The 23,828-nt window shown below is 54.5% G+C and carries 23 protein-coding genes and 1 tRNA gene; 9 read left to right on the plus strand and 15 right to left on the minus strand.

Annotated features, from left to right (window positions below; genetic code table 11):
- Window positions 1–62 precede the first annotated feature (62 nt).
- The 3 genes from Q8O73_RS07270 to ectA all read right to left on the minus strand — a co-directional run bounded on the left by Q8O73_RS07270 (window position 63) and on the right by ectA (window position 2,461).
- The gene (locus Q8O73_RS07270) at window positions 63–464 is read right to left on the minus strand and encodes an ectoine synthase (RefSeq protein WP_305556929.1); all 402 of its coding nucleotides are present in this window, start codon (window positions 462–464) and stop codon (window positions 63–65) included.
- A gap of 48 nt (window positions 465–512) precedes the next feature.
- Window positions 513–1,796, minus strand: coding sequence for a diaminobutyrate--2-oxoglutarate transaminase (gene ectB / locus Q8O73_RS07275; protein ID WP_305556931.1), 1,284 nt, complete (start codon window positions 1,794–1,796; stop codon window positions 513–515).
- A 116-nt stretch (window positions 1,797–1,912) separates the two neighbouring features.
- A complete protein-coding gene (gene ectA / locus Q8O73_RS07280; RefSeq protein ID WP_305556933.1) occupies window positions 1,913–2,461 on the minus strand; it encodes a diaminobutyrate acetyltransferase in 549 nt (182 codons plus the stop codon).
- A 312-nt stretch (window positions 2,462–2,773) separates the two neighbouring features.
- On the opposite strand from ectA, the gene Q8O73_RS07285 reads away from it, so the two are divergent.
- Complete coding sequence (locus tag Q8O73_RS07285; RefSeq protein ID WP_305556935.1) at window positions 2,774–3,268, plus strand: MarR family winged helix-turn-helix transcriptional regulator; 495 nt, start codon at window positions 2,774–2,776, stop codon at window positions 3,266–3,268.
- Between the two features lie 39 nt (window positions 3,269–3,307).
- Here Q8O73_RS07285 and Q8O73_RS07290 read toward each other — a convergent pair whose 3' ends face one another.
- From Q8O73_RS07290 to Q8O73_RS07335, 10 genes are all read right to left on the minus strand, one after another.
- Window positions 3,308–4,141 (minus strand): cytochrome c, encoded by an 834-nt coding sequence (locus Q8O73_RS07290; protein ID WP_305556937.1) that lies wholly within the window; start codon window positions 4,139–4,141, stop codon window positions 3,308–3,310.
- Window positions 4,142–4,367: 226 nt separating this feature from the next.
- Window positions 4,368–5,141, minus strand: coding sequence for an MBL fold metallo-hydrolase (locus tag Q8O73_RS07295; RefSeq protein ID WP_305556939.1), 774 nt, complete (start codon window positions 5,139–5,141; stop codon window positions 4,368–4,370).
- Window positions 5,138–5,953 carry a TatD family hydrolase gene (locus Q8O73_RS07300; RefSeq protein WP_305556941.1) on the minus strand — a complete coding sequence of 272 codons (816 nt, stop codon included), beginning with the start codon at window positions 5,951–5,953 and terminating at the stop codon, window positions 5,138–5,140. The genes Q8O73_RS07295 and Q8O73_RS07300 overlap by 4 nt, the downstream gene beginning before the upstream one ends.
- Window positions 5,950–7,515: a methionine--tRNA ligase gene (gene metG / locus Q8O73_RS07305; protein WP_305556943.1), complete on the minus strand. Its 1,566-nt coding sequence runs from the start codon at window positions 7,513–7,515 to the stop codon at window positions 5,950–5,952. Before metG ends, Q8O73_RS07300 begins: the two co-directional genes overlap by 4 nt.
- An 83-nt stretch (window positions 7,516–7,598) precedes the next feature.
- On the minus strand, window positions 7,599–8,705 hold the full coding sequence (locus Q8O73_RS07310) for a DNA polymerase III subunit delta' (protein ID WP_305556945.1): 1,107 nt from the start codon (window positions 8,703–8,705) through the stop codon (window positions 7,599–7,601).
- On the minus strand, window positions 8,702–9,364 hold the full coding sequence (gene tmk / locus Q8O73_RS07315) for a dTMP kinase (RefSeq protein WP_305556947.1): 663 nt from the start codon (window positions 9,362–9,364) through the stop codon (window positions 8,702–8,704). Before tmk ends, Q8O73_RS07310 begins: the two co-directional genes overlap by 4 nt.
- Window positions 9,361–10,533 (minus strand): D-alanyl-D-alanine carboxypeptidase family protein, encoded by a 1,173-nt coding sequence (locus Q8O73_RS07320; RefSeq protein WP_305556949.1) that lies wholly within the window; start codon window positions 10,531–10,533, stop codon window positions 9,361–9,363. Before Q8O73_RS07320 ends, tmk begins: the two co-directional genes overlap by 4 nt.
- Window positions 10,534–10,599: 66 nt before the next feature.
- Window positions 10,600–11,637, minus strand: coding sequence for a septal ring lytic transglycosylase RlpA family protein (locus tag Q8O73_RS07325; protein WP_305556951.1), 1,038 nt, complete (start codon window positions 11,635–11,637; stop codon window positions 10,600–10,602).
- A 42-nt stretch (window positions 11,638–11,679) separates the two neighbouring features.
- Window positions 11,680–12,687 carry a lytic transglycosylase domain-containing protein gene (locus tag Q8O73_RS07330; RefSeq protein ID WP_305556954.1) on the minus strand — a complete coding sequence of 336 codons (1,008 nt, stop codon included), beginning with the start codon at window positions 12,685–12,687 and terminating at the stop codon, window positions 11,680–11,682.
- On the minus strand, window positions 12,684–12,857 hold the full coding sequence (locus Q8O73_RS07335) for a hypothetical protein (protein ID WP_305556956.1): 174 nt from the start codon (window positions 12,855–12,857) through the stop codon (window positions 12,684–12,686). The genes Q8O73_RS07330 and Q8O73_RS07335 overlap by 4 nt, the downstream gene beginning before the upstream one ends.
- Window positions 12,858–12,941: 84 nt before the next feature.
- Between Q8O73_RS07335 and Q8O73_RS07340 the strand changes: the two genes are divergently transcribed.
- The 8 genes from Q8O73_RS07340 (at window position 12,942) to Q8O73_RS07375 (ending at window position 19,814) form a co-directional block, all read left to right on the plus strand.
- Window positions 12,942–13,031, plus strand: a tRNA-Ser gene (locus Q8O73_RS07340).
- 381 nt (window positions 13,032–13,412) lie between these two features.
- Window positions 13,413–14,174 carry an ABC transporter ATP-binding protein gene (locus Q8O73_RS07345; RefSeq protein WP_371135069.1) on the plus strand — a complete coding sequence of 254 codons (762 nt, stop codon included), beginning with the start codon at window positions 13,413–13,415 and terminating at the stop codon, window positions 14,172–14,174.
- 85 nt (window positions 14,175–14,259) lie between these two features.
- Window positions 14,260–15,057 (plus strand): transporter substrate-binding domain-containing protein, encoded by a 798-nt coding sequence (locus Q8O73_RS07350; protein WP_305556960.1) that lies wholly within the window; start codon window positions 14,260–14,262, stop codon window positions 15,055–15,057.
- Between the two features lie 87 nt (window positions 15,058–15,144).
- Window positions 15,145–15,837 (plus strand): ABC transporter permease, encoded by a 693-nt coding sequence (locus Q8O73_RS07355; protein ID WP_305556962.1) that lies wholly within the window; start codon window positions 15,145–15,147, stop codon window positions 15,835–15,837.
- Between the two features lie 3 nt (window positions 15,838–15,840).
- Window positions 15,841–16,587, plus strand: coding sequence for an ABC transporter permease (locus Q8O73_RS07360; RefSeq protein ID WP_305556964.1), 747 nt, complete (start codon window positions 15,841–15,843; stop codon window positions 16,585–16,587).
- Window positions 16,588–16,677: 90 nt separating this feature from the next.
- Complete coding sequence (locus Q8O73_RS07365; RefSeq protein WP_305556966.1) at window positions 16,678–17,820, plus strand: succinylglutamate desuccinylase/aspartoacylase family protein; 1,143 nt, start codon at window positions 16,678–16,680, stop codon at window positions 17,818–17,820.
- An 80-nt stretch (window positions 17,821–17,900) separates the two neighbouring features.
- Window positions 17,901–19,124 (plus strand): phosphopentomutase, encoded by a 1,224-nt coding sequence (locus Q8O73_RS07370; RefSeq protein WP_305556969.1) that lies wholly within the window; start codon window positions 17,901–17,903, stop codon window positions 19,122–19,124.
- Between the two features lie 27 nt (window positions 19,125–19,151).
- Window positions 19,152–19,814: a DsbA family oxidoreductase gene (locus tag Q8O73_RS07375; protein ID WP_305556972.1), complete on the plus strand. Its 663-nt coding sequence runs from the start codon at window positions 19,152–19,154 to the stop codon at window positions 19,812–19,814.
- Between the two features lie 22 nt (window positions 19,815–19,836).
- On the opposite strand, the gene mfd is transcribed toward Q8O73_RS07375, so the two are convergent.
- Both mfd and Q8O73_RS07385 read right to left on the minus strand, forming a co-directional pair.
- Window positions 19,837–23,334 carry a transcription-repair coupling factor gene (gene mfd / locus Q8O73_RS07380; protein ID WP_305556975.1) on the minus strand — a complete coding sequence of 1,166 codons (3,498 nt, stop codon included), beginning with the start codon at window positions 23,332–23,334 and terminating at the stop codon, window positions 19,837–19,839.
- A gap of 7 nt (window positions 23,335–23,341) precedes the next feature.
- Window positions 23,342–23,614 (minus strand): succinate dehydrogenase assembly factor 2, encoded by a 273-nt coding sequence (locus Q8O73_RS07385; RefSeq protein ID WP_305556977.1) that lies wholly within the window; start codon window positions 23,612–23,614, stop codon window positions 23,342–23,344.
- Window positions 23,615–23,828: the final 214 nt, after the last annotated feature.

Genomic DNA, 23,828 nt, shown 5'->3' on the forward strand with positions numbered 1-23,828 from the left:
GAAAGTTTCCACCGTAAGGGAGGGATCGGGGCGGATTTTTCAGACCGCCCCGACCGGAAGACCTAGCTGGCCAGCGCGTCGCCGCCCAGTGGATAGACACCGTTTTCATCATGAACCTCGCGGCCATTCAGCGGCGGGTTAAAGGCGCAGGCGACCACCATATCCTCGGTGCCGCCGCGCAGATAATGCCGATCATGTTTGTTCAGAATGTAAACCGTACCCGGTACGATCTTGTATTTCTTGCCATCTTCAATGGTTTCGACCTCGCCATTGCCGGAAATGCAATAGACCGTCTCGAAATGGTTGGCGTAACAAATTTCGGTTTCGGTTCCGGCATAGATGGTGGTGATGTGGAACGAAAAGCCCATACCATCATCGGCCAGCGACAGGCGCGTACTTTCCCAGTTTTCCGAAACCACCCGACGACCGGAGGCTTCACATTCTTTCAGTGTGCGAACAATCATTTTCAACTCTTTGATTTGTCTTAACTATGTCGATGCAGTCACAGGCAGTTATTCTGCGGCAACCGTGGTCGAAACCACGTCCTTGCCCATGGTCCTGGCGGTCGCCAATTCCAGAATATCCAGTCCGTGCGCCAGATCGTCCATCGAAATAATCAGGGGCACAAGGCATTTGACAACCTCGTTGTCCGGGCCACTGGTTTCGATGATCAGGTTATGTTTGAAACATTCTGTCGTCACCTGTGACGCCAGTGATCCGCTTTCAAAGCAAATGCCCTGCATCAGGCCGCGGCCCTTGCGGTAAATCTTGCCATTCCCATAACGGGCGGCGATTTCGTCAAGACGTCGACCGACAAAATCGGATTTTTCACGGACTTCGACAGCAAAGCTGTCATCCGACCAGAAATGATCAAGGGCGGCGGCAGCCGTGACAAAGGCATGATTGTTACCACGGAAGGTCCCGTTATGTTCACCCGGATGCCATTGGTCATATTCCGGTTTGATCAAGACGACGGCTAGCGGCAGGCCATAAGCCGACAGGGATTTTGACAGAGTAATCATGTCGGGGGAAATCCCGGCGGGCTCGAAACTGAAAAACGTACCGGTCCGGCCACAACCGGCCTGAATATCATCGACAATCAGCAGGATGTCATATTTGCGGCACAAGGATTCAAGTTTCTTCAACCAGCCGAAATCCGCAACATTCAGGCCACCTTCACCCTGCACGGTTTCCACAATGATGGCGGCAGGGAGGGCGATGCCACTCGAATTGTCACCCAGCACCCGGTCCAGATAGTCGGTGGTATCAATCGCACTGCCCATATAGCCGTCAAACGGTACGGCATTGGCATTGTCAAGCGACACACCGGCCGCATCGCGGTGATGCTTGTTGCCGGTCACTGCAAGCGCGCCAAGGGTAACGCCATGAAACCCGTTGGTAAAGGAAATCACGGTTTCGCGGCCCTTGACCCGGCGGGCCAGTTTCAGGGCTGCTTCGACGGCATTGGTGCCGGTCGGACCGGTGAACTGCACCTTGTAGGACATGTTGCGCGGTTTGAAAATTCGGGTTTCAAGGGCGGTCAAAAAGGCCGCCTTGGCCTCGGTATGCATATCCAGGCCGTGGGTGATGCCGTTCGAGGTGATATAATCCACCAGTTTGCCCTGAAGGTCCGGATTGTTGTGGCCATAATTCAGGGTTCCGGCACCGGCCAGAAAATCAAGATAGCGATTGCCATCAACATCGGTCAGCCATGCGCCTTCGGCCTTGGTAAAGGTAACAGGGAAGGAGCGGGCATAGCTCTGAACTTCCGATTCAAGGCGATCAAATACAGTCATAATTCCCTCTTGTGATTGGGAAAGGCAAAAACAATTCTTCTGTCAAAACGAACGTCGATGCCCCGGCATTGTTCCGGGAATATCGACGTTCGATAAAATCTGAAAAATCAGGAGGATCAGGCAGCCACACGGGCGACATCGGCGCGCTCGAACGGGCCGATCTGCCAGAGGATTTCACTGGCGGCGGCGCCATCAAAATGAGTCTCGCGTTCAAATAGCACCTTGCGATTGACATCGGCTTCCAGTGTGCGGGCGAGGGACCGAAACACCCCTTGCGAGGGTGCATTTGACGTGGTGATCGTGGTTTGCACTTCACGCACATTGTAGCATATCGGGCGATCAAGAATATCAAGAATCAATGACTTGCCCAGACCCAGTCCGCGCGCCTTCGGCGACACCGCGACCTGCCAGACAAACAGGCGTTCGCGATGCTCGGGCACAATATAGCCAGAGACAAAGCCGACAATCTCGCCATCCAGTTCCGCCAGCGCACAGGTCGCCGCAAAATGCGAACATTGCAGTAAATTGCAATAGACGGAGTTTTCATCCAGCGGCTTGCATTGCGCAATCAGGTCATTGACGGCGGCACCGTCCGTGGCCTTGGGTTTGCGGATGACAAGGTTCGGTTTCTTGTTGGTTCGGATGAGGCTCGTATCGATTTTCATCGGGTTATCTGCCAGTTATTTCAGTAATCGATTTATCTTATCGGTCATTTGTATAGATTATCGATGCAAAATGGTCAACCCAAAGAGCCGATATATTCACATAAAATACATAAAATAGCTGATTTAAAGGGATATTAAGTCGATTTTGGATTTTGAAATTTTATCGAAATTGAAATTTATTCATCATGAACTGCAATATTACTTCTAAGTAAAATAATTTCGAAATTCGATGGATGTGATGCGCAAAGCGTTGTCAGGTGCGGGTTTTGGCGCTATGAAAGACCCTTGATATCAATCTGCGGAACCTTCCTGATGGATAAATTGCACGAAGCCCTGATTTCAATTCGCCAGATTCTGCGCGCCAGCGATATTCACGCCAAAAAGCTGGGCAAGGTCGCCGGGCTAAAAACGTCGCAATTGCTGGTGCTGCAATCTCTTGTCGAGGCTGGCGAAATGACGGTGGGCGATATTGCAGCCAAGGTCAATCTGGCACAGGCATCGGCAACTGCACTGGTAGACCGGCTGCAAAGCATGGACCTGGTGCTGCGCGCGCGCGGCGATACCGACAAACGCAAGGTCTATGTCCGACTGACCGGCAAGGGCAGGGAAGTTCTGGGCCGTGCCCCGATGGCGCTGCATGACCGCTTTTCCGACCGCTTTCGCAATCTGGAAAACTGGGAACAAAGCTTTTTGATTGCCGCCCTGCAACGGGTGGCCGGGATGATGGATGCCAGCGACATCGATGTTGCGCCGCTTTTGGATCATGAAGTTCTTTATGAAAAAGAGCCTGATCAGGTGGATGCTTAAGATTTTCTTTTAATGGAAAACATCAAGTATGTTGCATTGTCATTCCGGCACGGTTTCAGCCATTGCCGCCAGATAGGCAACAACATCGTCAATATCGCTATCGGATAAATCAACCGGATCAAAACCATGCATTTGCATGTCAGGCCATTGGCGAACCTGCGCCGGATCACGGATCAGCAGTGCCAGGGCAGCGGGCTGAAAATACTGCGTTGGATTCATCGGGATGTTCAAATCCGGCCCCAATGCAGCAAGACCGGCAACATTCATGCGATGACAGACAAGGCATTGGTCGACAAAAACCGTTTGCCCGCGCCGGGCCGCATCTGTAACGCCATCGGCAAGGGCAAGCTGCGGCCAGCGTGTGGCCGGAAACGGGGCATAGGAAAGGCTTGCAACCTGATAGGGCCATTGTTGCGGCATGATGCCGAATGCGGCCTGATTGCTCCAGACCACAGAAAACGGCCCGGCGCTGACATCTTTGCCCGGCAGGTTCGGCCATTTGGCATCTTGCGGTTCAATCGCCAGCCATGCCCGCGCACCGTCATCACCATCCTGAATCACCAAAGGCAAGGGCAGGTTGGCTGCATACCCATCTGTGGCGAGGACTTGCAGCCCGGTCTGGTCATCCACAGCATCATGATCCGGGATCAGGGAGACCAGCGGCACCGCCTGATAGGTCATGATCCGACCATAACCAATATCATTTTCGATCACGATGGTTTGCAGAGCCGGAGATGAAAGAAATTGTTCTGTATCATGCGTGCGGATTGAACCATCTGCCGCGGTGATTGTCAGTTCGGCTGCGTTGATCGACCCGCCAAGCGTTGCCATCGCTACAACACCAATCATGACATCCCGAAATGTGGTCGCCATTTCTTAACCCCGATACCGAATGCGGCGCATCCCATTTGTCCCGGAAAGAAGATACCATCAAAAAGGGGGCAAGAACAGAAGGCAGAGCCTTGCTTCTCCGTACATCAAATTGTTCTATAATTTATATTATGACAAATTTTTAGATATGGGAATTTGTGGAATAACAAAGCTTTGGCTTGTAACCTTGATTATACCGGCCTGTGCAAGATGGATATCCAAGCCTGCCCTAAAGCTCAATCACCAGTCCGTCATGCGCTGGTGAAACATGATCAGGTGTCAGCGCATTGGCAACGTCATAATCCAGCAGGATGCTCATATGGGTGAAATAAACCTGCTTGGGTTTGAATTCCGCGACCCACTCCAACGCCTGTTGTAAATGGGCGTGCGTTGCGTGCGGCTTTTCGCGCAGGCAATCAACCACCCAGACATCAAGCCCATGAAGATGTTGCCGCGCACTTTCGGGAAACCGCACGACATCCGGCGAATAGGCAAAATTGCCAATGCGAAAACCCAGCGTTTCGGCATAGCCGTGATCCTGGGAAAATGCCGTTAGCGGCACACCGGCCGCCTGGAACGCGCCCGGCGCAATCACATGGGGATTCAGGACCGGTTTATAATAAAATCCGGCCCCTTCGGCCAGCGGATCAAACACATAGCCAAACCGTTTATGGATGTCGTCCAGCGTGTCTGATGAGGCAAAAATATCAATCGGCTGGTGCATCGCGACATTGATCCAGCGCAGATCATCAATACCATGCACATGATCGGCATGGGCATGAGTAAACAGCACGGCATCAAGATGTTTGATATCGTGGCGCAATGCCTGTTCGCGGAAGTCCGGCGTCACATCAACCAGAATGGTCTTGCCGCCGGTTTCAATCAGGATCGAGCTGCGCAGACGGCGGTTTTTAGGATTATCCGGGTTGCATTCGCCCCAGCCCAGCCCGACCGACGGCACACCATTGGAAGACCCGCAACCCAATATGGTAATCTTCGTCACGATCCGGCATTCCCAATATCAAGGTTGCTCCGATCCGCCCGCGAAAACAGCGTAAAAAAATTATCTGTGGTGATCCGGGCGATATCATCGGCACTCACACCCTTGATCTCCGCCAGTTTCGCCGCCGTGAATGAGACATAACCCGGTTCATTGGGTTTGCCGCGTTTGGGGATCGGTGCCAGATACGGCGCATCGGTTTCCAGCAACAACCGGTCCAGTGGCACATCAATCAGGGCATCGCGGATCGCCTTGGCAGAATTAAAGGTGATAATGCCCGAACAGGAAATGTAAAATCCGATTTTAAGGGCACGCTGCGCCAATTCGGCTGATGAACTGAAACAATGAATTAGTCCGGGAAAGGCACCTTTGGCATATTCTTCTTCCAGAATGTCCATCGTATCAGCATCGGCATCGCGGGTATGCACCACCAAAGGCAGGCCGGTGGCGCGACAGGCGGCAATATGGGCGCGAAAACTTTGCTGCTGCGCCTCGCGCGGGGCATTGTCGTAAAAATAATCCAGCCCGCTTTCGCCAATGCCGATAATTTTCGGGTCGTCTGATTTGGCAATCAGGATATCGGGCGATGACAGGCCTTCGTTGCCCGCCTCGTGCGGATGCACACCGATGGTACAATAAATATTGTCCGCCCGCCCGGCAACATCGCGCACCTGATCAAAGGTCGATAATTTCACACCGATACTGACCATCATGCCAACCCCGGCGGTGCGGGCGCGTGACATCACGCCCGTCCAGTCTTCGGCAAATTCCGGATAATCCAGATGGCAATGGCTGTCGACAAGGGCGACATTCATGCCGTTTCTCCTTCACCTTCCGGTTCAACATAGCGCGGGAAAACCCCGGACGGTTTTGGCAATTCCGTCCCCGAAACCAGGGCATGATCCGGGCCAAGGCAGGCAAAACCACGATCCCCCTCGCCCAGCGACAACTGATCAAGGATTTTTGCCGAGGAATCAGGCATCAATGGTTGCGTCAAAATACCGGCATGACGGATGATTTCGGCCAGAACATACAGAACCGTTTCCATCCGCGTCGGATCGGTTTTCTTGAGGCCCCACGGGGCCATTTCATCGACATAACGGTTGGCATCGCCAATCAGTGCCCAGATGGCATCAATCGCCCTGTTAAAGGCCTGCGCATCGAATTGACCGCGCACAACATCCAGCAAACCATAAGCCTTGTTAAGGATGGTCATATCGGCATCGGTAAAATCGCCATGCGCCGGAACCTTGCCGTCGCAATTCTTGCCAATCATCGACAGGACGCGCTGGCACAGATTGCCATAATCATTGGCCAGTTCGCTGTTCATGCGATTGACCATCGATTGATGGGCGAAATCGCCATCATTGCCGAACGGTACTTCACGCAACAGGAAATAGCGCGTCTGATCCAGACCATAACGCGCGGTCAGATCGTAGGGATCAATGACATTGCCCAATGATTTCGAGATTTTCTGCCCTTCATTGGTCCACCAGCCATGCGCAAACACCCGTTTGGGCGGCGCAATATCGGCGGCCATCAGGAAAGCGGGCCAGTAAACCGCATGAAAGCGCAGGATATCCTTGCCCACCATGTGAAGGTCAGCCGGCCAGTATGTCGCCAGTTTTTCCGGATCGGCATCCGGATAACCGACCGCCGTCAGGTAATTGGTCAGGGCATCAAGCCAGACATACATCACATGATCTTCGTCGCCTGGCACCGGCACGCCCCATTTGAAACTGGTGCGCGATACTGACAGGTCACGCAACCCGCCTTTGACGAAACTCAGCACTTCGTTGCGACGCGATGACGGCGCAATGAAATCGGGATTGTCGTCATAAAATTTCAGCAGACGGTCCGCCCATGCCGACAGGCGAAAGAAATAGCTGGGCTCGGACACCCATTCAACCGGCGCGCCGGTCGGGGCCAGTTTGACACCGTCCTTAACAATCAGTTCTTTTTCACCATAGAACGCCTCGTCCCGGACCGAATACCAGCCATCATAGGACCCCAGATAAATTTCATCCCGATCCAGCAAGGTTTTCCACAAGGCCTGACAGGCCTTTTTGTGTCGGTTTTCGGTGGTGCGGATGAAATCATCGTTGGAATAATTCATATGCGCGGCCAGATCGCGGAAATTCTGCGAAATCTGATCGGTGAAGGTTTGCGGATCAATCCCACGGGCCGCCGCCGACTGATCGACCTTTTGGCCATGTTCGTCGGTGCCGGTCAGAAACATCACATCATAACCATCCAGACGCTTGAACCGCGCCAGCACGTCACAGGAAAGCGACGTATAGGCGTGGCCAATATGCGGCTTGTCATTGACGTAATAAATCGGCGTGGTGATATAATAGGGCTGTTTTGGCCCGGTCATGGTCGCAATCCTTCGAGACAATATATAAAACACAACGGCCCCGAACGGGCCGTGATGGATATGGTCAGACAGACGGGATAACGCTAGCCGCGCATCCGTTCTTCAAGCATGAAAAAGGCGTTCAAAAGCGCCTGCTTGCGATCAAGATGCAGCCCGCGGGTCGCCGCCATCAATTCGCTGATCTTTTCCCATACCTCCAGCCATTGATCAAGCGGTTGCGCAGCAACCATGCGCTTCATCGCAGGCAATTCACCGCCGACCACCTCGACCGGTGCCGTTCCGGTGGCGCCGAAACGGATCATGCGGGCCAGCCACCAGATCAGAAGTTCGGTAACGGTATGAAACTCATCCTCGCGCCCTGCCCCGGAAAACCGGTCGGCAAATTGATGCAGTGCAAGGGTTTCACAAGACGGAAGCTGCGATAGCAACCCAACCAGATCGGTATAAAGTTGCAGCCCGCCAACCTCGTGCAGTTCCAGTGCCCGGCCAATACTGCCATCCGACAGACCGCACAGCGACAGACGGTCTTCATCGGCCAGATCAGGACAATAACGGCCCAGCAAACGAACCACCGTTTCATCAGACAGCGCCCCGAGGTCAAGCTTGCGGCACCGCGACCGGATGGTTGGCAGCAGGCGGCCCGGTTGATGGGCGATCAGGATCATCATTGCATTGGCAGGCGGTTCTTCCAGAACCTTGAGGATCGCATTGGCCGCATTGCGGTTCAATTCATCTGCCGCATCGACAATCACAATCCGCCAGCCGCCTTCGGCCGCCGTTTTTGACATGAAACTTCCGGCAGTCCGCACATTATCAACAACAATTTCGCCCTGAAGGCGTTTTTTCTTGTCATCATATTGGCGTTCGATGACCTTCAGATCACCATGTCCGCCCCCGGCAATACGCCGAAAAACCGGGTTTTCCGCACTGATCGACAGGCTGGTTGGCTGATCACCAAACAAACCACCACCGTCATCACCGCCCTGCGACAGGACAAAGCGCGCCATGCGATAGGCCAAAGTCGCCTTACCGATCCCCCGTGGCCCGCATAACAGCCACGCATGATGCATGCGTTTGCTGTTCCAGGCATTCAGAATGACCTGTTCGGCACTGTCATGGCCGATAAAATAATCATTTTTGCGCGGCGACGGATAAGGGCCGTCATCCTCCGGAAGATCATCCTTGCTCATGCCGGAATGCCCCGTGACTTAAGGAACAGCGTGACGGCATCGGTCACGCGGGCGGTCACAACATCAATGTCACCATCGGCATCAATCATCTTGCAGCGCTCGGGTTCGGCCGTTGCAATGGCGCGAAACCCCTGTTGCAGGCGGCGATGAAACTCCATACCCATGCGCTCAAACCGGTCTTCGGCTGCACTGACAGTACCGAAACGTTGCCGTGCCCGATCCAGACCGGTTTCAATCGGCAAGTCAAACAGCAAGGTCAGGTCGGGTTTGAAATCGCCAATCGCAATCTGCCAAAGCTGCCGGATATAATCAGGTCCCAGACCATGCCCGTATCCCTGATAGGCGACCGAGGAATCGGCAAAACGGTCGCACAACACCACCCTGCCCTGCGCCAATGCCGGGCGTATGGTGCGTTCGACATGATCGCGGCGCGATGCAAACATCAACAGGGCTTCGGTCACCGCATCCCAGCGACCGGGATCTCCGGTCAAAAGCAAGGTGCGTATTTCCTCCGCCCCCGGCGATCCACCGGGCTCACGGGTGATAACAACATCATCGCCGCGTTTGCGAAACCATTGTTCCAGCAGGCGTATCTGTGTCGATTTGCCGCTGCCTTCGCCACCTTCAAAACTGATGAATAAACCGGGGCGAGCGGTCACCCGTTTGCTCCCCACAGCAAATACTGGATGGCCGCGCCAATCCGGCCAAAGAATCCCAGACGATCAACGGCCTTGGCGGCATAAAGCGGGAATTCATGGTTTTCGAGACCGGGGATTTCGACCTTGAGGGTCGCCAGTTGCTGCCCCTCGGTAATCGGGGCCGGAATCGGTCCTTCATAAATGACGGAAACCTTCATGTCCGAACGGTCCCGGCGCGGCAGGGTCAGGATGATATCCTGATCGGTAACCAGATCGACCCGTGCTTCGTCGCCCAGCCAGACATCGGCCGCACTGGCCGCCTCACCCTTGGCAAACAGGTTATAATTGTCAAATTCGCGGAATCCCCAATCCAGAAGCTTCTGGGATTCGGTACGACGATCTCGCATGGACGGCAATCCATTGACCACAAGGATCAAACGGCGGCCATCCCGTTCAGCCGATGCCGTCAGACCATAACCGGCCGATTCCGTATGGCCGGTTTTCAGGCCGTCAACACCGGCACTGGTCCCCAAAAGAGGATTGCGATTGGGCTGACGAATGCCGTTATAGGTGAAAACCGGTTCGGCATAGAGTTTATAAAGTTCCGGGAAATCAGAAATGGTGCGCTGGGCAAGAATTGCCAGATCATGTGCCGTCACCAGATGTTCAGGGTCAGGCCACCCGGTCGCATTTTTGAAAACGGCATCACCCATGCCGATTTCACGGGCTTTTTTGGTCATTTCAACGGCAAAGGCTTCTTCCGTGCCATTCAGGGCCTCGGCCACAACAATGGCTGCATCATTGCCGGACTGAACGATAATGCCATGCAAAATGTCATCGACGGTCACATTGGAATTAACCTCGACAAACATCTTGGAGCCGCCCTTGCGCCACGCATTTTCACTGACGTGAAAAGTGTCGGTCATCGACAGGCTGCCGTTTTTCAGGCGGTCAAACAGCATATAGACCGTCATCATCTTGGTCATCGATGCCGGTTCGGTCAGGGAATAGCCATTTTTTTCAAACAGAACCGTACCGGTCTGATAGTCAATCAGATAGGCCTCGCGGGCGATGGTATCCAGTCCCTGGGCATGAACGATCGATGCCGACATGACCGTTCCGGCCAACATGACACCCGTTATCATCCCCGTCAGACCGGTCTTGAACGCAACACGCGGCAGTAAATTCATAACGTCGATATCCTGTTGATTTTAGACACGAAAACTAATGACACCGGCAAAAGGCTGTTTCTGTGCTCAGCACCCGGAAACCACACCATTTGCGCCATCTGCGCATTCGACCACAACCTTTGCCCCGTTTTGCCCTGATGCAATCACCCGTTCAAGCAGAATATCAGCTTCGGGTACGGTATTTAGTGGACCAAGACGAACCCGGTAAAAGGTTGTACCCTTGACATCAATCGGTTCGATCTTGCTGGGTGCCAATGCATAAAGGCGATTCCGCAAATTCATGGCGTTGTCATAGACCGAAAAAGCCCCTGCCTGAACATAAATTTCCGAAGGCACTACCTGATCAATCCGGATATCCGGGTTTATTTCCGTCATGGTCATTGTATCGACCGGCCGGGATGGTGTCCGCCGCACCGTAGATGTTGTCGGCGCACCGCTATCGGTGATCGGGCCATCAAGGGACATGGCTTCAACCGCATCGCGTGGGGCAGCGGTAACCGTGGTTTTCTCATCGGCACTGACCTGTGCTATATTTTGCTCGCCTTGCGCCAGACGGGCGATTTGCTGGCTTTCTTCGGGCAGGATTTCAACACGAACCTTTGCCGTGCCTTTTTTCTCAAAACCCAGAAGTTCTGCCGCCTTGCGCGACATATCAATGATGCGGCCATGCGAAAACGGTCCGCGATCATTAATGCGCACCTTGATCGAACGACCATTTTCAAGATTGGTCACGCGCACGATACTGGGCAACGGCAAGGTGCGATGGGCACCGGAAACGACATTCTGGTCAAACAATTCGCCATTGGCGGTCCGTTTGCCGTGGAATTTCGGCCCATACCACGACGCAATACCGGTTTCCTGATATTCGTAATCAACCGCTGGATAATACCATTGCCCGGCGATTTCATAGGGTGTGCCGATTTTATAGGCACCGACCTCTCCCGGTGCTGCCGTGCCTTGCGAATTTCCCATACGCTTGACGCCATGCATGGCCAGTTGCGTTTCTGCACAGCCTGCCAGAAAAACCGATAATGCCAGTGCCCCCAGCATCAGATGGCTTTTGCGCCGGGATCGCAGGGGGGCCGGGTTGGTGAAAGCAGGCATAACGTTATTCCTTATATCCGTTACCCACATATCGAAATGTCATCAACGACCGGCGATGGCATCGGCAAGCGTTCCAACCGCAATCGCAAAATAGGTCGAGCGGTTCCAGTGCATGATGGTATGGAAATTGTTATAAACCATATAGGCAGGTCCGGCACCGTCATTTACAACAACAATCGATGCCTCCATATCGGTAACAGGCAAATTCCCGCCGCCCGGCATCCGGATTCCCAGTTCCTGCCATTCCGAAACCGGCTTTTTGATCTCGCGCCCGGTCAGGGCGACATCGAATCCGTCAGGCATCGCAATTTTCCGGCCCCAACGCTCGTCTTCTTTCCAGCCCACGCTGGACAAATAATTGGCGGCAGAGGCAAAAACATCGTCCTTGGTGCCCCAAAGATCAATCTTGCCATCATCATTGCCATCAGTGGCGTAGGCAAGGAAGGTTGACGGCATGAATTGCGCCTGCCCCATTGCCCCGGCCCATGAACCTGACATGGCATCGGGCGCAATATGCCCGGCATCCAGAATTTTCAGCGCATTCATCAGTTCTGTGCGGAAATATTCTGCCCGGCGGCCTTCAAAGGCCAGGGTCGCCAGCGAATCAATCACCGAAAATCCGCCGGTATGGCGACCAAACCCGGTTTCAATGCCCCAAAATGCCGCCAGATAATGCCCCGGCACGCCATATTTTTTGGCCGCAGCATCAATCACCGCGCGGTTCTCGGCATATTTGCGCCGTCCTTCGTCAATACGCGATTGCGGCACGACGCGCTGCAAATATTCCTCGAATGTCAGTTTGAATTCCGGTTGGCTGCGATCCAGTTCGATGACACGCGGAATCGGCTGCGTTTTGGCAAAAGCGGTATCAAGCATGGATTGCGAAATCCCTTCGGCCAGGGCATCGGCCTTGAAAGCCTCCAGCCAGACATCAAATCCTTCGGTGGTAAAGGCGGGCAGTTCTTCCTTGCCATCCTGCGCAAATGCAGGGGCCGCCATGATCAGGGCGCCCAGAAGGCTCGCTACAGTGGCAATCGTCCGGATTTTCATATCTGCTCGCCTTGTTCCGTTTTTATCTGCGGGTACATTCCCGTTCCTTTGACCTGCGCCGGTGTCAGAAAAATGGCGCATTTTGCCAAAGTCAGTTTCTTTAAAAACCATCCTGATTTTGTGATAGCGCCCGAGGCGTTAACATCTGCTAAATAACCAACTTGCAGCACAGACCGCAAAATCCCGATCACGGATATTGACAGCGCCCTTTCCGGGCCTTATTCAAAGCGCCGTTGTCACGACAACCACATTGCGGAGAGATGGCAGAGTGGTTGAATGCACCGGTCTTGAAAACCGGCGTGCCTTTACGGGTACCCAGGGTTCGAATCCCTGTCTCTCCGCCACCCTTTTCCTGCTTAAAGATCATGATCTTCATTGCGCAATCCGAATTGCCGGGTGCGGGTCGAATCTTGTCATGCTTTTTCATCCTGCCCCATCGGCAAAAACGACTTGCGATTAATTTATTGCGTAAAATCCCTGATCCCCGCAGAATATTTACCAAAGTGGGCATAGTGTGGGGCGTGATCGTGTGGATTGACTCAATTTATTCATAGATCAGTAAAAAATAAGTAGAAATACGGGTCCCGGACAGGCAATCATTCGACCGGGAGATTAATTTGACGTTCCGCAAGGGCCATAGCAGGCACAAAACCCACGGAACCGAAACGTCGCCAAAAGACGTGATAATGCAAACAGGGGGCTCTTTTCCCGATATGAGCACAACAATACCGGCTCTTGATGTCGCAGGAATGTATAAAAGCTTTGGGGATACAGAAGTTCTCAAAGGCATTGATCTGACAGCCCACACGGGCGATGTCATTTCGATCATCGGATCATCCGGGTCCGGCAAAAGCACCTTTCTGAGATGCATCAACCTTTTGGAAACGCCAAACGCCGGACAGGTTCATGTTCATGGTGAATTGATCAAAATGCGTGCCCACAAGGATGGTACGCAGGAACCGGCTGATAAAAAGCAGCTTCAGCGCATCCGCACCAAACTGGCGATGGTGTTTCAGGGCTTTAATCTGTGGAGCCACCTGACGATCCTTGAAAATGTGATCGAAGCCCCGGTACATGTTCTGGGAATCCCGAAAAAACAGGCGGTTGAACGCGCCGACGCGCTTTTGCAAAAAGTCGGTATGTATGAACGGCGCGATTATTATCCGGGGCATATTTCCGGCGGCCAGCAACAACGCGCGGCCATCGCCCGGGCACTGGCAATAGAACCCGAAGTTCTGCTGTTTGACGAACCGACATCGGCGCTGGACCCCGAACTGGTCGGCGAAGTTCTCAAGGTCATGACAGATCTGGCGCAAGAAGGTCGCACCATGCTGGTGGTGACCCATGAAATGGGCTTTGCCAAAGGCGTATCAAGCCATGTGATGTATCTGCATCAGGGGTTGGTCGAGGAATTTGGCCATCCGAAAGACGTATTCGAGAATCCAAAATCAGAGCGCATGAAGCAATTTCTTCAGCGCGATTTCTGAGCCGGAGAAACCGGGTGCCAAAGGCACCGGTTGACAAGGGCAGCATCAGGATATGCTGTTCTCAACAACAAGGGAGACTTTTTAAATGAAGAACTGGATCAAGGTTGCCGCAGTTGCGGCTGTTGGTTTTGCCATCAGTGCATCGGCGGCACAGGCGGCATGGGAAAAGGTTGTGATTGCGACCGAGGGCGCCTATCCCCCGTTCAATTCCGTGGATAAAGACGGAAATCTCGAAGGATTTGACGTCGATTTCGCCGTCAAGCTGTGTGAAACCGCCGGAATTGAATGCGAAATCGTTGCCCAGGACTGGGACGGGATCATTCCGGGCCTGCTGGCCAAAAAATATGATGCGATCATCGCCCAGATGTCGATTACCGAAGAACGCAAGCGGTCGATTGATTTCAGCGATTATTACAGCGTCACCCCGGCTGTTTTTGTTGGCAAGGACGGCATGGAAGTAACCGCGTGGAAAGATGATGCGGTTGTCGAAGATGCGCTGGATGGTCTTGTCGTCGGCGTTCAGCGTTCAACCACGCATTCAAACTTCCTCGAAGACAATTTCCCGTCTGTTGAAATCCGCATGTATGACACCCAGGATAATGCCCTGCTGGATCTGACCGCAGGCCGCATTGACGTGACGCTGGCGGATTCCGGTGTATTGCTGGATTGGGTCGAATCCGATGCCGGTGCCGGTTACAGCTTTGTCTCCGAAACCTTTGCCCCGGTTGAATTTTTTGGCGAAGGGGCCGGGATCGGCCTGCGCAAGGAAGACCAGGATTTAAAGGAAATCCTCAACAAGGCTCTGGCCGAAATGCTGGCCAACGGATCCTACGCCGAAATCAACAAAAAATATTTCCCGACCATCAACCTGCATCCGCGGTGATTGTTTCAAAACAGGGCGGCATGATTGTGCCGCCCTGCCCTTATTGGCGGGAAAAACAACCCGGCATCAAGGCGATCGGGAGACATCATGTTTGATTTATATGGCCGCGGCTGGCAGATGTTTGAAGGTGGGTTGGTCACAATCCAGCTTTGCCTCAGCGTATTGCCGTTTATGATTTTACTGGGCCTGCTGGGGGCGCTTGCGAAATTATCGCGATTCCGGGCATTGCGGGCGATTGGCGAAAGCTACACGGTCATTATCCGGGGTATCCCCGAACTTCTGGTTATTTTACTGATTTATTTTGGCGGCACCATTGCCGTACAGCGCCTTGCCGAGGTCTTTGGCGGCGAAGATGTTCGTGTCGATATTCCGGCTTTCTGGTCCGGGGTTGCGGCATTGGCTCTGGTACAAGGCGCTTTTGCCTCCGAAGTCTTCCGGGCGGCGATTCAGGCTATTCCGGTTGGACAGATCGAGGCAGCAACGGCCTGCGGCATGACGCCGTTGCAAATTTTCCTGCGCATCAAGCTGCCGCAGATGTGGCGCTTTGCCCTGCCCGGTCTCAATAACCTGTTTCAGGTTCTGATCAAGGATACCGCCCTGATTTCAGTGGTGGGGGTCGAAGAAATCCTGCGCATGGCCGCGATTGGCGCGGGTACGGAAAAGGCGCCCTTTACCTTTTATCTGGTGGCGATGCTGATGTTCCTCGCCTTTACCACGGTCTCGCTGATTGTGTTTAACCGGCTTGAAAAACGGGCCTCGCGCGGCATTGTGAGGGCATGATCCATGATTGAAGACCTGATTTATGTCTTGTCGCGCTATCACATGTGGCTATGGCAGGGATTTTTGCTGACCCTGCAATTATTGCTGGTTTCGATCATATTTGGCACCTTGCTGGCAATTCCGCTTGCCATCGGCCGGGTCTCGAAAAGCATCTGGATACAGGCCGTGCCATTCGGCTTTATCTATCTGTTTCGCGGCACCCCGCTGATTGCGCAACTTTTTCTGGCCTATTACGGTCTGGGACAGGTCATTTCCGAAATCGACGGCATCCGCGAAAGCTGGATGTGGGCCTATTTGCGCGATCCTTACTGGTATTGTCTTTTCACCTTTGTGTTGAATACGGCGGCCTATGTCGCTGAAATCATGCGTGGTGGCATTCAGAATGTGCCCAATGGCGAGGTCGAGGCGGCGCGGGCCTGCGGCATGTCACAGCCGATCATTTACCGCCGGATCATTTTCCCGCGCATGTGGCAAATCATCTGGCCTGCCTACACCAATGATGTAATTTTCACCCTGAAAGCAACGTCGCTGGCCTCGACCGTCACCCTGATGGAACTGACCGGCGCGGCTCGCAAGATCGTTGCCCGCACCGCCCTGCCCTATGAGGCGTTCATTTCAGCCGGGGTGATTTATTTGATCATTGTTTATGTCCTGACATTCGGCTTTAAGGGTGTTGAAAAATATCTGCGCCGCAATGAAACCCGCGAAACATCCAAAAAGTCAGTTGTACCGGACGGTATTCCGGGCTGAGAATAACACCATTCCCCCTGATAAACCGCCGGTCCGACCCGCCTTTTGTGTTGGTCGGACCGGCGTTTCGCTCCACAACGCCACAGGAACATGATGCAGCAACAACAGATTGACCTTATCCGTCCGCAAATGGGGACCCGCCGCGCCTTGACCGTGCGCCGTTATGGCAAACCGGGGACTGGCCCCAAGGCTTATTTTCAGGCGGCCCTGCATGCCGATGAACTGCCCGGTGTTCTGGTGTTGCATCATCTGGAAAAACTGTTGCTGATGGCCGAGGAAAAGGGCGATCTGACAGGTGAAGTCGTGATTGTGCCTTTTGCCAATCCAATCGGCTTTACCCAATATGTCGATATGAAACCGCTGGGCCGGTTTGACATGCGCACCGGGCAGAATTTCAATCGCCATTACCCGGATTTATCGGACGATCTGGTCAAGACCGTTGCCGACAAGCTGGGGAATGACGCCGGGCAGAATGTCAAAATCATCCGGGCCGAACTGCGCCGCCTGATTGCGGAGCGTCGCGAAAATACCGGGTCACTAACCGATTTGCAGGATTTGCGGTTCAAACTGGCTGAACTGGCCATTGATGCCGATCTGGTTTTGGACCTGCATTGCGACTGGCAAGCCGCCATGCATCTTTACACCAGCGATTCAAGCTGGCCCGATGCCGCCGATCTGTCGGCCCAGATCGGCTGTGAAGCCGCCCTGATTGCCGAAGAATCCGGCGACAATCCGTTTGACGAAGCCTTCAGTCTGCCGTGGGTGGTGTTGCGCCGTGAATTGGGCGACCGGTTTCCGATTCCGATGGCGACCCTTGCCACCACCATCGAATTGCGCGGCGAACAGGATGTTTATGATCATTACGCCATCGAAGACGCCGCCAATATGTTCCGGTTTTTACAGCGTCGGGGCATCATTGCCGGTGATCCCGGCCCCCTGCCCGCCGCCAAATGCGATGCCACACCGCTTTCGGGGGTGGACCGGGTAACCGCAACGCATGGCGGCATGATTGTTTTTGCCGTCGATGCCGGATGCTACGTTACCGCCGGGCAGGAACTGGGATATGTTCTGGATGTTGAAACCGGTGACAAAACGCCCTTTTTCAGCCGAACCAGCGGTTTCCTCTATGCTCGGGTCGGCGGGCGGCTTGTGGTGCCGGGCGGGCTTTTATGTTCGGTCGCCGGGCCGGAGCCGTTGCCGGGCCGGGTCGGCAATCTTTTGACCGCCCGCTAGTTTTGTCTTGGGGCTGGCACCTGTCCGTAAATGTGATTATCTGATCCCTACATGCCCCATAACATCTTGAGGAACGCATTATGGCACGCGCCATTATCATCGTCGCAGACAGCTTTGGCATTGGCGCAGCCCCGGATGCCGCCCGTTTTGGCGATGTCGGGTCCGATACCCTTGGCCATATCGCCGAAAGCTGTGCCAAAGGCATGGGCGACAACGACAAACGTAAAGGACCATTACGCCTGCCCAACATGACCGCCCTTGGCCTTGGCGAAGCCGCCCGCGAAGCCACCGGGCGCATCCCCGACGGGCTGGAACATGGCGGCGCGATCATCGGGGCTTATGGTATTGCGCAGGAAATTTCTCTGGGCAAGGATACGCCCAGTGGTCATTGGGAAATCGCCGGGGTGCCGGTGACCTTTGACTGGGGCTATTTCCCGCTGACCGTCCCGACCTTTCCGGCAGAACTGACCGAGGCGCTGATCGAAAAAGCAGGATTACCCGGTATTCTGGGCAATTGCCATGCGTCGGGCACCGAAATCATCGCCCGGCTGGGTGAAGAACATCTCAAAACCGGCATGCCGATTTGCTATACCTCTGCCGACAGTGTTTTTCAGATTGCCGCGCATGAGGAACATTTCGGGCTGGATCGCCTGTATGAGATTTGCGAAATCGCCTTTGAACTGGTGGAACCCTATAATATCGGGCGGGTGATTGCCCGGCCTTTTGTCGGCAGCAGCCCGGATGATTTCAAGCGCACATCGAACCGCCGTGATATTGCCGTGCCGCCGCCCGCCCCGACCCTGCTGGATCTGTTCAGCGCAACGGGTGGACATGTGATTTCGGTGGGCAAGATTGCCGATATTTATGCCCATCGCGGCATTAGCAAGAAAGTCAAGGCATCGGGTAATATGGCACTGTTTGACGCCATGATGACCGAAATAGATCTGGCCCCTGATAACAGCATCGTTTTCACCAATCTGGTTGATTTCGATATGGAATTTGGCCATCGCCGCGATGTACCGGGCTATGCCAATGCGCTGGAAGAATTTGATGCCCGACTGCCGGAATTGCGCGCCGCCCTTAAACCCGGCGATCTGGTGATCATTACCGCCGATCATGGCTGCGATCCGACATGGCGCGGCAATGACCATACCCGCGAATTCGTGCCCATCATGGCCTTTGGTCCGGCAATTGCGCCCGGCCCGGTTGGTATGCGCGACACCTTTGCCGATATCGGACAAACTATTGCCGATCATCTTGGCATTGCACCCTTGGCCACTGGAACGTCATTCCTGCACGGTTAGCCGTCATCCCATAAACGGAATAACAACATGCAATCCCCCTTTGCGCTCAAGGTCGAAGCTATCGTCGATACGATTTGCCCGTGGTGCTATATCGGCAAAAAACGGCTGGAAGAAGCGTTAAAGCGCGAAGGCCTGGAAGGGTTTCCCGTGGTCTGGCGTCCATTCCTGCTGAACCCGGATATGCCCGCCGGGGGTATGGATCGGCATCTGTATCTGTCCACCAAATTTGGCGGCAGCGAAAGTGCCAGTCGCGTTTATAACGCGATTGCCGCGGCAGGTGCGGGCATTGGTATTTCCTTTAATTTCAGCGGCATAAGGCTCACCCCTGATTCAACAGATTCGCATCGCATGATCTATAAAATCTGCGCCGAACGTCCCGAAACCGGCAATGATCTGATCGAAGATCTTTTTGCCGCCTATTTCCTGAACGGTCAGGATATTGGTGATCACGACCTTCTGGCAGAAATTGCAGTCCGTCATGGCGAAGACCGTGCAGAAATCCTTGATTATCTGGATAGCGATATGGACCGCGAGTTTGTCATGCGTGAAAACCGCACTGCCCATCAACTGGGAGTCAGCGGTGTTCCGTGTTTTCTGTTCAATGGCCGCCATGCCCTTTCCGGCGCACAGGAACCCGATATCCTGCAACGCATGATCCGGCTGGCGCGTCAGGAAGACGCACTGCCGTGATCATGCAAGCTGCTTTTCCGGATCAGGTTGCTTTTTCTGCGATATCAGACAGACGTCGCATCAGGCGTTTGACTCCGTCAAGCCGGTCGGTCGGGCCATCCCAACCCGCCGCATAGACGATCTTGTGATCGGGACGCAAACGGGCCGTCCCGACCTGTTGCTGGATAAAGCCGATCAGCCCGGCCGGATTGGGGAACTCGTTATTGCGCAAGGTAATCAGCGCGCCCTTTGGTCCGGCATCAAGCTTTTCAACATTGGCGGTACGACACCATTGTTTGATGGTGACGACATCCAGAAGGTTTTCGACTTCCTTGGGTAATTTGCCGAACCGGTCGATCATCTCGGCGGCAAACTGATCGACTTCCTCGCGCGTGCGCAATTCCGACAACCGCCGATACAGACCCAGCCGCACACCCAGATCAGGCACATAACGATCCGGGATCAAAACCGGCATGCCGACATTGATTTGCGGGACAAAACCGGTTTCGGTGGCGTCAATTTCACCCTTGGCCTCGGCGACCGCTTCTTCGATCATTTGCTGATACAGCTCGATGCCGACTTCCTTGATATGGCCCGATTGTTCTTCGCCCAAAAGGTTCCCGGCCCCGCGAATGTCCAGATCGTGGCTGGCAAGATTAAAACCGGCCCCCAGACTGTCAAGGGTTTGCATAACTTCAAGGCGTTTCAGCGCGGTTGCCGTCAGGCGTTTGCCATGCGGCAGGGTCAGATAGGCATAGGCCCGCTGTTTGGAACGGCCAATACGTCCGCGCAACTGATAAAGCTGCGCCAGACCAAACATATCGGCACGATGAATGATCATGGTATTGGCATTGGGAACATCAATGCCCGATTCAATGATATTGGTCGCCAGCAACAGATCAAATTTGCGGTCGGTGAAATCGGTCATCACCTGTTCAAGGTCGCGGGCCCCCATTTGTCCGTGCGCCACGTCAAACCGGATTTCCGGCACCAGGGTTTCCAGTTCCTTGGCAATCCGGCCCAGTTCCGAAACCCGTGGGCAGACATAGAAAATCTGCCCGCCGCGATGGCGTTCGCGCAGGATTGCCTCGCGTACCACCACCGGATCATAGGGCGTGATATAGGTCCGCACCGCCAGCCGGTCGATGGGCGGGGTTGCGATAACCGACAGTTCCTTGACCCCGGTCAGGGCCATTTGCAAGGTGCGCGGGATTGGCGTTGCCGTCAGGGTCAGGACATGCACATCGGCTTTCAGTTCCTTGAGGCGTTCCTTGTGGCGCACCCCGAAATGCTGTTCCTCGTCGATGATCAGCAGGCCCAGATCCTTGAATTTCACCCCGTCGCTCAGCAACGCATGGGTGCCACAAACAATATCGACATGCCCGCTGGCAAGGTTATCCTTGATCAGCTTGGCATTTTTGCCGGTAACCAGACGCGATAATTGCTCTACCCGCACCGGCAGGCCATCAAACCGTTGCCGGAATGTGATGTGATGCTGACGGCATAAAAGGGTCGTCGGGGCAACAATCGCCACCTGTTTCCCGGCCATCACGGCAGCAAAGGCGGCCCGCAGGGCGACTTCGGTCTTGCCAAAACCGACATCGCCACACACCAGCCGGTCCATCGGTTTGCCTGCCGCAAGGTCATCGAGTGTATCGCGAATGGCGCGCGCCTGATCCTCGGTCTCGGCAAAGGGAAAGCGGGCGCAAAATTCGTCATAGGCCCCTTCGGGCACGATGATTGCCTCCCCTTTGCGGATATGCCGGGCTGCGGCAATCTTGATCAGCTTTTCCGCCATATCGCGGATGCGTTCGCGCAATTTCGCCTTGCGCGCCTGCCAGGCGACACCGCCCAGCCGGTCCAGAATCGACAACCCTTCGTCCGAGCCATAGCGCGACAGAACTTCGATATTTTCGACCGGCACAAACAATTTGTCGCCGCCGTCATATTCCAGTTCCAGACAATCATGGGGCGCGCCGCCTGCGGTCACGGTTTTCAGGCCAAGATAACGCCCGATACCGTGTTCCAGATGGACAACCAGATCGCCTTCGGAAATTTCCGATGCCTCGCGCAGGAAGTTTTCCGCCTTGCGCTTGCGCCCGCCGGGGCGGCTCATGCGGTCGCCCAGAATATCCTGTTCAGACAGAAACCAAAGCCCGTCTCGGCGAAAACCGCGTTCCAGATCAAGGATAACCACGGCCAACTGGTCTGGCGTCAGGTCGTCGGTGATGTCTTCCCAGCATTCCGCCAGAACCACCTTGCCGACACCATGTTCACGCAGAACCGACACCATACGGTCCCGCGATCCGTCGGAATAGGCCGCGATTACCACCTGATTGTTCTTGCCGCGCTGGGCCGAAATGAAGTCGCGCAATTCGTCATAAAGATTAAGATCGGCACGCGCCCGGGCATCGCCAAAATCGCGCCCGGCCCGTGCCCCCATGTCAAAACTGCCGCGTTCGGCACTTTCTTCTTCGACATAGGGCGAAAATTCCAGAACAACCCGGTCCGACAACATGCGGTCAAATTCCGCCCGGTCCAGATAAAGACGTTCGGGCGGAACCGGTTTGTAAATATTATCACCGCCCAGCCCGCCGCCCTTGATGTTCAGGCGGGCCTGATAATAATCATCAATCATTTCAAGACGATTGCCGATCACATCGTCAATCTGGTGATCCAGCGACACCATCACATCCGGTACAAAGGCAAAGATCGTGTCCAGCCCGTCATGAAACAGCGGCAACCAATGTTCCATACCGCCATATTTCAGGCCGGAACTGATTGATTCATAAAGCGGATCGGCTTGCGCGACCACGCCAAACAATTCGCGGTAATTGCTGCGAAACCGGGAAATGGAATCGGGATCAAGATAAACCTCGCCGACCGGCAACATCGTGATGCTGTCGGCCCGTCCCACGGTGCGCTGGCTTTCCACGTCAAAACGCCGGATGCTTTCCAGTTCGTCGCCAAAGAAATCAAGGCGCACCGGCTCCGTCATGCCCGGCGCAAAAATATCAACAATATCGCCGCGCACCGCATAATCGCCTGGCTCCATCACCTGTTCGGCGCGGTTATAGCCCATGCGCTCAAAATAAGTGGTCAGGTCTGGACGGGAATGTTCCTCGCCGATTTTCAGGGCCATGCGACCGCGTTTCATCACCTCAAGGGTTGGCACCCGTTGCAGGGCCGCCGCTGCTGTTGTCAGAACAATACGGCCCATGCCATTGCGCGGTTGTGTCCCTTCGGCCAGCGCGGTCAGGGTTTCCACCCGTCGCGCTGTGACTTCGGCAATCGGCGATACCCGGTCATAAGGCAGGCAATCCCACGCCGGCAGTGTCAGAACCTCTACCTCACCGGCAAAAAACCGCAAGGCTTCGGCCAGTTGGGCCATGCGTTTGTCATCAAGCGCAATATGCAGGATGGTCGCATTGCCACCCGCAGCATCAATCAGTTCGCGCAAAAGCAGCGCGTCATAACCTTCGGGCACTCCGCCAAGGCGTTTGCGCCCGCGAGACGCAATGATTTCCTGTATTTTTGTCAATGTCTTCTCAGGCGTTGCTAAGGTTCTGAATCATATGCAGGACATCGGTGTCATAAGGGGCCGGGGCCGGTACTTTTTTGGTTGCCCACAGAAAAAAATCGGCATCCGGCACATCATTGATCAGGGCTTCAAACGCATCAAGCTGCGCCGCATTCAGGCTGGCCAGATGGGTATCCATGAAACGGCACATCAGAATATCGTTTTCCTTGGTGCCGCGATGCGCGCCGCGAAACAGCAATTTTTTACGGCGCATTTCCAGATCATGGCTGGTGTCGCTCATGGGGCTCTCTCCTGTGGCGATTTGCAGCAGTGCTGTTTTGTGGCACTGTGGTCGGGTCGTTTTCGGCAGGCATGGTTTGTACGGCAATTTGGGCGATTGGTCCATGCCGTCAAGCAATGTTTGGTCCGCCCATCACATCTGATAGGTTGCCGGAACGGAAATATGTTGTATACCGGATCGATAGCACCCTTTGTTCTATGAATGTTCTTTCACC

Source organism: Thalassospira sp. (assembly GCF_030690045.1).
Taxonomy (GTDB): Bacteria; Pseudomonadota; Alphaproteobacteria; order Rhodospirillales; family Thalassospiraceae; genus Thalassospira.